Origin of the sequence: Roseobacter sp., assembly GCF_024639605.1 — a bacterium.
GTDB lineage: Bacteria > Pseudomonadota > Alphaproteobacteria > Rhodobacterales > Rhodobacteraceae > Roseobacter.
The window spans coordinates 1-2,904 of the sequence record NZ_JAHEHZ010000255.1 but is presented as its reverse complement, the minus strand read 5'-3'; the positions used below and the strand labels follow the sequence as shown (position 1 = coordinate 2,904).

Below are 2,904 nucleotides of genomic sequence, written 5' to 3'. Positions count from 1 at the left end.
TGTTCCGGCAGCGCGGTCGAATCCACGATCATTGCATTCAGGCCACCGGTTTCGGCAATCAGCACCGCATCGGGGCCCGCGTTTTTCGCCAGCGCCTTGTTGATGATCATCGCCACTTCGGTCGAGCCTGTAAAGCACACGCCCGCGATGCGCGCATCACTGGTCAGCGGGCCGCCCACGGTCGGGCCGTCACCGGGCAGCAGTTGCAGTGCGGCTTCCGGCAAACCGGCGTCACGCATCATCTGTACCGCACGGGCGGCAATCATAGGCGTCTGTTCGGCGGGTTTTGCCAGCACCACATTGCCCACGGCCAGGGCTGCCGCAATCTGACCGGTAAAGATGGCCAGCGGGAAGTTCCACGGGCTGATGCACACAAACACACCCCGGGCGGAGCCGGGCTCATCCTCTTCAAGACGCTCTGCCTCATTCGCGTAATAGCGCAGGAAATCAACAGCTTCCCGGACTTCTGCAATACCGTCCAGAATGGTCTTGCCGGCCTCGCGCGTGGTGATCGAGGTCAGTTCGGCAATGTTGGCCTCATAGATATCAGCAAGCTTGCGCAACACACCGGCGCGGTCGGCCACCGGGGTTGCGGACCACTCCGTGAACCCGTCCTGAGCGGCCACCATCGCCGCCTCTACATCCTGCGCCGTGGCTTCCTGAACGGTGCCGACCTTGCGGGTTTTGTCCGCGGGAGAAAAGACATCGCGCACCGGACCATCGGACTTGTGCCCTCCCGCGATCATCGGTGTGGCCGACCATGTGGTATCGGAAAACGCCTCTCGGGCGGCAAGCAGCGGCAGGATCGAGGCGGGCTCATTGATGCGGTAGCCTTTTGAGTTCCGGCGCTCGGGCGCGAAGAGCTCAGCAGGTTGCCTGATCGTGGGGCTGGCGATGTCGTCGCCGAGTTTCTCCATTTCCGTGACCGGATCGGCAGAGATCGCCTCTGCAGGAATATCCGGATCGACGATCTGGTTTACGAAAGAAGAGTTGGCCCCGTTTTCGAGCAACCGGCGCACAAGATAGGCCAGCAGATCCTGATGCGCGCCAACGGGCGCATAGATGCGGCAGCGGGTGCCTTCGGATGATCTGACGATCTCGTGCAGCGATTCCCCCATGCCATGCAGGCGCTGAAATTCAAAGCTGTCCTTGTCGTTGCCCGCCATGCCGACGACAGCGGCACAGGTATGCGCATTATGCGTGGCGAACTGCGGATAGATCCGGTCGCGCCGGTCCATCAGCATCTGCGCACAGGCCATATAACTGACATCGGTATTGTTCTTGCGCGTATAGACCGGGAAGCGTTCGACACCGAGTTCCTGCGCGATCTTGATTTCGGTGTCCCAGTAGGCGCCTTTGACCAGACGCACCATGATCTTGCGGTCATAGCGTTCAGCCATGTCATAAAGCGTCTCGATCACCGGAGCGGCCCGCCGGCCATAGGCCTGCACGACCACGCCGAACCCGTCCCAGCCTTTGAGATCCGGGTCCGACAACATCGCCTCAATCAGATCGAGCGACAGATCGAGCCGGTCCTGTTCTTCGGCGTCGATGTTGAAGCCGATGCCCGCCGCCGCTGCCTGTTTTACCAGGTCGAGCGCGCGGGGCAGCAGTTCGGCCATCACGGTATCCCTGTGAGTGTATTCGTAGCGCGGGTGCAGAGCGGACAGTTTGACGGAAATACCGGGGCTGGAACGCACGTCGCCTTTGGCCTGTTTTGCGATCGCGGTGATCGCTTTGGCATAGGCTGCGTGATACCTTCTGGCGTCATCGTCCGTGCGCGCCGCTTCGCCCAGCATATCATAGGAATAGGTGTATCCCTTTTTCTCCAGTTCGCGGGCGTTCTTCATGCCTTCTTCGATGGTCTGACCCAGAACGAACTGACGACCAAGAATTTTCATCGACTGGCCGACCGCATTGCGCACCACCGGTTCACCAAGTCGTTTGACCAGACCGCGCAGCGCGCGCGCGGGCCCCTTTGGTTCATCATCCAGCACCTTGCCTGTCAGCATCAGCGCCCAGGTGGACGCATTGACCAGCGAGGACGAGGAATGACCCAGATGCGCACCCCAGTTTGACGGCGCGACCTTATCTTCGATCAGATCGTCGATGGTTTCCGCATCCGGCACGCGCAGCAGGGCTTCGGCCAGACACATCAGCCCGACACCTTCGGCAGTGGAGAGACCGTATTCAGCGAGGAACGCTTCCATCATCGACGGCGAGGTTTCCTTGCGCACGCGGGTCACAAACTGAGCGCCGACGGCCGCTGCCTTGGCGCGATCTGCCTTTGAAAGCCTGATCTCTGCGGCCAGAGATCTGATTAACCCGGCTTCATCTGCAGTGTAATTGTCGCGCACGCGGGCGCGCAGCGCGGTTTTATCGGCTTTTGGTGCGGTCGAAGCTGTGGTCATTTTTGATCTCTCCGATTGATGTCTTTGTTACTTAAGAAGGGCCGGCGAGGCCGGGTCTGCGCGGCTATGAATGCCGCTGCGCGTTCAGATGATAGCTGTCGAGTTTATCCTGCAGGAAGGTGAAGGTACGGCGTGCATCGCTGAGCCGGTCCCGGTCGATTTCGATATGCCGGAAGTCTTCATCATGCGCCGCGAAATGCACAGGTCCAAGGGTTTCGTCCATCCAGGGATAGCAGAAAAGCGAATTACCATACTGCTGCCCCGCGCGGTTCAGCGACAGGAAAAACACCTGGTTTTCAATAGCACGCGTCATTGCGAAAGCGTGCCAGGTCGGAAAGGACGGGTCCCGGAAATACGCCCCGCAGTGCAGAATGACATCAACGCCGTGCTCCTGAACCAGCACACGCGCCAGTTCGGGAAACCGGATGTCATAGCAGATGATCGGCGCAAGGGTAAAATTCCTGATTTTAAAGGTAAAAAGGTGATCTCCCGC

At 59.8% G+C, this 2,904-nt stretch carries 2 protein-coding genes; both read right to left on the bottom strand.

Annotated features, from left to right (window positions below):
• Positions 1-2,411, bottom strand: a 2,411-nt coding sequence (gene putA, locus Q0M35_RS18455; RefSeq protein ID WP_295317711.1) for a bifunctional proline dehydrogenase/L-glutamate gamma-semialdehyde dehydrogenase PutA, incomplete at its 3' end; no start/stop codon positions are given.
• 64 nt (positions 2,412-2,475) lie between these two features.
• The coding region (locus Q0M35_RS18450; RefSeq protein WP_295317710.1) for a carbon-nitrogen hydrolase family protein at positions 2,476-2,904 on the bottom strand (429 nt) is incomplete at its 5' end.